Consider the following 6,048-nt stretch of genomic DNA (forward strand, 5'->3'; position numbering starts at 1 on the left):
TGATGAGAAATCCCTTTTGGTAGCCCCACGGGGGATCGAACCCCGATTAACGGCTTGAAAAGCCGCTGTCCTAACCATTAGACGATAGGGCCATGTTCGTAACTTTTTTCTTTAATTCTTTTCTCATTCGACCAGATTTTTTTAATTGTTTTTCTCTTTTTACGCCTTCAGATTTCGCTTCGTAAGATTTAGTATAGACGATTATATAGGGTCTGTATGGTTTTGTCGATTGCACACAACCACTATTATGTTCCATTAATCTTTTGAGTGGATTTTCGCTACTTCCAATATATAACCGTCTTGTAATAGTGCTTCTCAATACATACACAAAGTACATACACAAAATCCTGTAAGTAATGACCACTATTAATCCGGCCTGAAGGCCGGACTGTCCTAACCATTAGACGATAGGGCCATGGTTGGAGAATAGATCTATTCTAGAAAAAAAAATAATAGTTGTCAAAGAGTGACGCCAAAAATATAAAAAAATCCTCCCCGTTCTGTAGTGTAGGGAGGAGTCATTGTCCGCGATGCTTGTTGAGGCGGACAAGAAGGTCTGGAGCTTTATCCTCCAGATAACCTTTCATCTTTGTGTCAGTCTTGCGCCTTAGAAACACATTCTCTATTTCACCGCGCATATCATAGGTTCTGCGCCACGCAAGGACGAGCACGCGAAGCGAAGCGCCCTTTCTCTGAAGGAGGATCTGCGTAGCGCGCTTACGATAGCGGCAGGGCGCCTTAGTCAGAATCAGTGCAATGTCAGCAGTCGATACCGGCTGCATGTTGAGCAGCGCTGCCGCTGCAAACCGCCGAAAACCACTAGAGTGGACAAGGAGGGTACGCAGCGCATCTCTTTTATTGCCGAGCGTAACAAGAAGCTGAACGCATTCATTGCAGCCTATCGGGGGATATTCAGGTAACACAGTACATACGCGCTTCCAATTGATCCCTTTTTTGGAAAGGCACGTTGCGACGATAGGCTGAGTCCAGCGAACAATGCTGCCTATTTCGATTGCATGAATAGCCAACGCACAGTTTTCCATGCTAGGAAATTGCCGCACAAGCTTTTGCGCAGCTTTGATGCGACTTTTTCTTTTCTCCGCCTTCAAATCAGTACGCAGCCCTTCTTCTGTTTCAGAACGTATCTGAGCAAAAAATGCTCTGCAGGGTTCCGGTAGATTGTCGCCACTGCTTTCGAGCGTATGAACATTCCGCTTGTGCCGCGTTCTGATCTGAATAAGTAGTTCGATTTGCTGTTCTTCGGTAAGCGCATTAAGTATGGCGCAGAGTTCTTCCGAAGTCAGATCATATCGAGAAACACATTTGCCTGCGGCTAAAAATGCAAGATCTTCAGAACGTCCAAGAACAAACAAAAGGTCATCTACACTCCTGCAATGATCGTAGATATATTTGAGTGCAGACGGCTGATAGAGAAGTGATTTGACCGCAATATGCCGAAAATGATCGATCGAAGCTCCCCGCTGCACAAGAAGTTTCCATGCGGCAAAGCTGTACTGATTCTCTTTTCGGACAAAATAACACAACTCTTCAATGGTAAAGCCCTGTTCAACACGTTGTTGCCAATAATCCCTGTCTGATATTCTCTCTGAAGGCTCGCATGCCACCCATGCAATGGACATATGATCTCCGGGTATACTCTTGGATATTCTCTCAGAATCTCTGTATTCTCTCATTGTATGCTGATTCTCACACTTATGTGAAAGGTACGGCATTAAAGCACATGACGCGATTATAGTGCAAATAATCGAAGTTGTCAATGGAGTGGGGTCTTGCTTTTTTTAGGCAAGCATGTAACGTTAGAATTCCAGATCAATCATGAAACGAGTGAAAGATACCTTTCTTAGTGTGATCCAAAGAGTCGTACCTTTACAAGGTAAAGACGTGCTTGACATCGGTTGTGGAAATGGAAGTCGGACAGCAGAGATTGCGCAAGTGTGCGCACATGTCTCCGGCGTCGATCCGGACCCAAAAGCCGTACGAATCGCCCAACGCCTTGGCATCGCTAACTGTGAAATTTTCCAAAAAAGTGCAGATAGGCTTTGGTTTAAAAACGCTGTATTTGATGTGGTGATTTTTACGCTTTCATACCACCACATTCAGAGCGAAAAAATGAATGTGGCAATCGATGAAGCGATCCGCGTTCTGCGCCCCGATGGCAGTATAGTCTTTTTTGAACCGACATGGATAGGAACGTTTTTTGAAGCGGAAATTACGTTCGGCGCTTTTGATGGAGATGAGCGGCGCGCCAAAGCTCTCGCGTATGCAGCAATGCTTGCGCATCCCGGACTTATTGAAATAGCTGAACTGCACGACGAAACGCAAATTAGTTTCGACTCTCTGGAAGATTTCATTGAGTCAACGCATCCAACATCAAGTGATCACGAAGCTATGCGCAATTTTCTTGGAACGCACGCGCGCATTCTTACCGCCCAGCGGCGATTCAATATCTTTACCGTAAAGCCCCTAGTAGACCCCTCATGACAGGCCAAACGTGTCTGTCTTTTTTTTATCCTGAAAATAAAAAAGAGCCTAGGGTAGGCTCGTAGCTTCGTTTGCTATTAAAAGAGTATGCGATCTCAATGTTTCAACGATGATATCCATAAACACTACTGCACCGCAGTCGAGAGTAAAGACTACACAATCCATTTCTTGCGTTCGAATTGAATTTGCATACATTTTTCGTTTCAGTACTTCATCGCAAGTGCAACTCACGACAATAATCGTTCCGCAAGGATCTTGGCGACGGAGATTTTTGGCAACATCGATGATTCTGTCGAATGTATTCCGTCCGGCATAGAGAATGTACATCCTTTCACCCTTGTACCCAAGCGCACTGCGGGCAATATGAGCACCATTATCCACCGAGTGAAGTATACAGACTTTTATTAAACTGTTTGCAGGCAATAATTCTCCTTCCTGAAATTTATCAGCGAGTCTTGGGTTTGCAATAAGAACAAGAATATTAGATCGCCCGTCAAGCATATCTGGTAGCGTTGTTTGAAAGAACGTATCTTCGCGAACTATCATGATCGTTTGATGCAGAAATGCTATATCGGATACCTTTGTTTGTCAATGGTCGGTAACGTTGACAGAATGGCATTTTCATGAAAAGCTACGACATACTGTTCTCTGACAATGAGTATTACTCTTCACATGCAACCAAAAACACCACCGGTACAATGGAATGATTTTCGAACGTCGTATCCTCCTTTCTCTATAGCAATTGATGGATTTGTATACGGCGGCCCCGAATTTGATCCAAGCGGCCCCCATCTCAACATCAACCACCATGAAGAGGTCAAGCGCCTTCAAACACGGGCTTCATGCGCACAGGCGTTGATTCTAGTGCGACAGGGTCTCTTTGAAGCATTTCGAGATGACCATGGACCCTATGCAAATATCTATGGAAATGATTGCGATGAAGATGTGTGTACAACATGGACTATTCTCAAGCACAACCACCTCGTTCTTCCAGTTATGAACCCTATGTTCAATCGGCTTGTTGAGATCGAGGAAAAGCTTGATACAACCGCAGGCGCCTATCCCTACCCATCAAATCTTCCGATACTTCGCGAACTTGCATGGATATACAATCCCTATCGCATGTTCCGACTATCAGGAGGACTTATGCGAAGGGATGAGAAAGAATTTCTGGATGTTGTCGTAAATGTTGAACATCGCATCCTCAAGCATATCGTCGGCCAAGGAGAAGGTATCGATCTTGATGTGCGATATGATGTAATCGGTGGCGGAAAGGGATGGGTAATGGTCAAGGAGCTTGGGGCGCACGCACGAACAGGCATGTATGCCGATGGCATTCGCGCTTTCATATCTATACGGGAAAGAGGAAATGGTTTTTTTGACTATACGCTCGGCCGCATGTCTGAGTTTATCAGTCACTTCAATATTCCTGCTTTGGGAAGAAAGCTCAATAGTCTTGAGTGTTGTACTGATGATGCATGGGGAGGCGGAGATACCATTCATGGCAGTCCTCGTATTCGAGGAAGTGCCCTCAATCCCCGTGAGCTGGAAACATTTGTCAATCAAGAATTAGCAGTAAAATCACCAACGCCGACACACTAGTCGGCTTTTTTATTTGTACGCTTTCTGCAACCATGCTATACTTGGTGTGTAAGAAAAAAGAGATTTTTTTGAGAAGAAATACCATTGATTTTTGTTTGAAAATGTGGTATTCTTTTTTTTATCACTCTTCATATTTCCATGACTATGAAAGAACAGCAATCACAAGAGCAGCTTCCAAAACTTCCCATTGGCATACTTCTTAAAGATGTGTGGAAATGGATCCGTCCCTATCGAGTGCGCTTTATTATCGCAAGCACTCTGCGTCTCGCAAGCGATATAGCCAGTCTGTATCCTCCCCTTGCTCTTGCTTTTATTATTACTTTTTTATCACAGTATAAGCCAGGGCAAGACACTTATGAATTATGGACTACATTCATTTTTCTTATTGCTGCCACAGGGTGGAGACTGGTCACCATTCATGCCGGCAGAGTCATGTGTTATTTTATTGGAGAGCGCGTTTCGCTTGATGTACAGCTTGCAGCCAACAAACATCTATTCAGTCTCCCTGCTTCTTGGCATGAGCAAGAAAATACAGGGAACAAGCTCAAACGAATTACGCGCGGTGGGGAATCGTACCAAAAACTAACTCGTATTTGGATACAGAATGTTATTGAAATCTGTGTTAACTTTATCGGGATTTCATGGATTATTCTCCATATTGACCCCCTCCTTGCGGGACTCTTAGCATTTTTTTCACTTATCTACTACATCATAGCGCGTACACTCATCAAGCCTGCGGCTCAGGCAGCCCACCAAGCAAATATCTGCGAAGAAGAATATACCGGCCTATCATTTGAAGCGCTTAATAACATTCGAAGTGTTCAGGTATATGGCTCGTGGTCGCTTCTTTTAAATCGCGTACGGGCAATGATTGACACATTCTACACGGCTATTTGCAAGCGGCTTTGGAAGTTTACGGTACGAAATATGAGTCTGGAAACATGGCAATGGATTTTTCGCATGTTTGCTCTTACTGTTATTATCACGGGTATTGTAAGTGGAAGGTATGAATTGGGTTTGTTTGTTGCATTTAGCTGGTACTTTAATGCTATCTCCGAATCCGTGCGCGAACTCGCAGACATATCTCAAGAATATGTCATTGCCCGCCTTTCCATCCAGCGCCTCAATACAATTATGAATGAACGCCCGGCAAACTGGAATGATACTAATGCTCTTGCATTCCCTTTGGAATGGAAACGTATTGCATTCCGAAATGTATCTTTTTCCTATAGCGGACAACAGGTACTTGATGATGTCTCATTCGAGGTAAAGCGCGGTGAACGTATCGGCATTGTCGGGCTTTCCGGAGCGGGAAAATCTACGCTCTTCAAGCTCATGATGAAAGAGTATGAAAATTATAACGGCGATATTTTCTTTGATGCATTCAAGCTGCGGTCACTTTCGAGAGGATCATTTTTCAAACGCGTTGCTGTTGTACTCCAGGAAACTGAAGTGTTTAATTTTTCTCTCAAAGATAATATCGCGCTTGCTCGTCCGGATGATGCCGTAGATGTTAAAGCGCTTGAGGAATGCATTGAAGTGGCGCACATTTCCGATTTCCTCCACAAACTACCTCTAGGAATCGATACGCATGTCGGAGAAAAAGGAGTGAAATTATCCGGAGGAGAAAAGCAGCGCCTTGGCATTGCGCGCGCAATCTACAAACAACCTGATTTGTTGCTTTTGGATGAAGCGACATCTCACCTTGATTTGGAATCTGAAGAAAAGATCCAAGATTCCCTGCATCAATTTTTTAAGAAAGTAACAGCAATTGTTATTGCCCATCGCCTCACGACCATCAAAGAAATGGATCGTATCATCGTTTTAGAAAATGGCAAGATTGTTGAAGAGGGTACGTTTGCGCAATTGCATCGCAAAAAGGGACGCTTCCACGAACTCTGGGAAAAACAAAAATTATAGAGACGCTTCACCTCGGATGCGTTT

Annotated in this window: 6 protein-coding genes and 1 tRNA gene; 3 read left to right on the forward strand and 4 right to left on the reverse strand. The window is 44.0% G+C overall.

The genetic code is table 11. From position 1 onward, the window contains the following. Positions 1-17 precede the first annotated feature (17 nt). The 3 genes from AAB400_03755 to AAB400_03765 form a co-directional block, all read right to left on the reverse strand. Positions 18-92 (reverse strand) — tRNA-Glu (locus AAB400_03755). After that, positions 71-337 carry a GIY-YIG nuclease family protein gene (locus AAB400_03760; GenBank protein MEK7648998.1) on the reverse strand — a complete coding sequence of 89 codons (267 nt, stop codon included), beginning with the start codon at positions 335-337 and terminating at the stop codon, positions 71-73. Before AAB400_03760 ends, AAB400_03755 begins: the two co-directional genes overlap by 22 nt. 181 nt (positions 338-518) lie before the next feature. After that, complete coding sequence (locus AAB400_03765; protein ID MEK7648999.1) at positions 519-1,640, reverse strand: hypothetical protein; 1,122 nt, start codon at positions 1,638-1,640, stop codon at positions 519-521. Positions 1,641-1,836: 196 nt separating this feature from the next. On the opposite strand from AAB400_03765, the gene AAB400_03770 reads away from it, so the two are divergent. Further along, complete coding sequence (locus AAB400_03770; GenBank protein MEK7649000.1) at positions 1,837-2,502, forward strand: class I SAM-dependent methyltransferase; 666 nt, start codon at positions 1,837-1,839, stop codon at positions 2,500-2,502. A 48-nt stretch (positions 2,503-2,550) separates the two neighbouring features. On the opposite strand, the gene AAB400_03775 is transcribed toward AAB400_03770, so the two are convergent. Beyond that, positions 2,551-3,048, reverse strand: a complete 498-nt coding sequence (locus AAB400_03775) for a hypothetical protein (protein MEK7649001.1) — start codon at positions 3,046-3,048, stop codon at positions 2,551-2,553. A 108-nt stretch (positions 3,049-3,156) separates the two neighbouring features. Between AAB400_03775 and AAB400_03780 the strand changes: the two genes are divergently transcribed. After that, positions 3,157-4,104, forward strand: a complete 948-nt coding sequence (locus tag AAB400_03780) for a hypothetical protein (GenBank protein MEK7649002.1) — start codon at positions 3,157-3,159, stop codon at positions 4,102-4,104. A gap of 144 nt (positions 4,105-4,248) precedes the next feature. After that, positions 4,249-6,024 (forward strand): ABC transporter ATP-binding protein, encoded by a 1,776-nt coding sequence (locus AAB400_03785; GenBank protein MEK7649003.1) that lies wholly within the window; start codon positions 4,249-4,251, stop codon positions 6,022-6,024. Positions 6,025-6,048 lie beyond the last annotated feature (24 nt).

It is taken from the genome of Patescibacteria group bacterium (assembly GCA_038065255.1).
Lineage (GTDB): Bacteria > Patescibacteriota > Patescibacteriia > JACQRZ01 > JACQRZ01 > JBBTRI01.

Coding starts and splice junctions, on each gene's coding strand:
- AAB400_03760 (MEK7648998.1), bottom strand. CDS start 337: ATGTACTTTGTGTATGTATTGAGAAGCACTATTACAAGACGGTTATAT.
- AAB400_03765 (MEK7648999.1), bottom strand. CDS start 1,640: ATGTCCATTGCATGGGTGGCATGCGAGCCTTCAGAGAGAATATCAGAC.
- AAB400_03770 (MEK7649000.1), top strand. CDS start 1,837: ATGAAACGAGTGAAAGATACCTTTCTTAGTGTGATCCAAAGAGTCGTA.
- AAB400_03775 (MEK7649001.1), bottom strand. CDS start 3,048: ATGATAGTTCGCGAAGATACGTTCTTTCAAACAACGCTACCAGATATG.
- AAB400_03780 (MEK7649002.1), top strand. CDS start 3,157: ATGAGTATTACTCTTCACATGCAACCAAAAACACCACCGGTACAATGG.
- AAB400_03785 (MEK7649003.1), top strand. CDS start 4,249: ATGAAAGAACAGCAATCACAAGAGCAGCTTCCAAAACTTCCCATTGGC.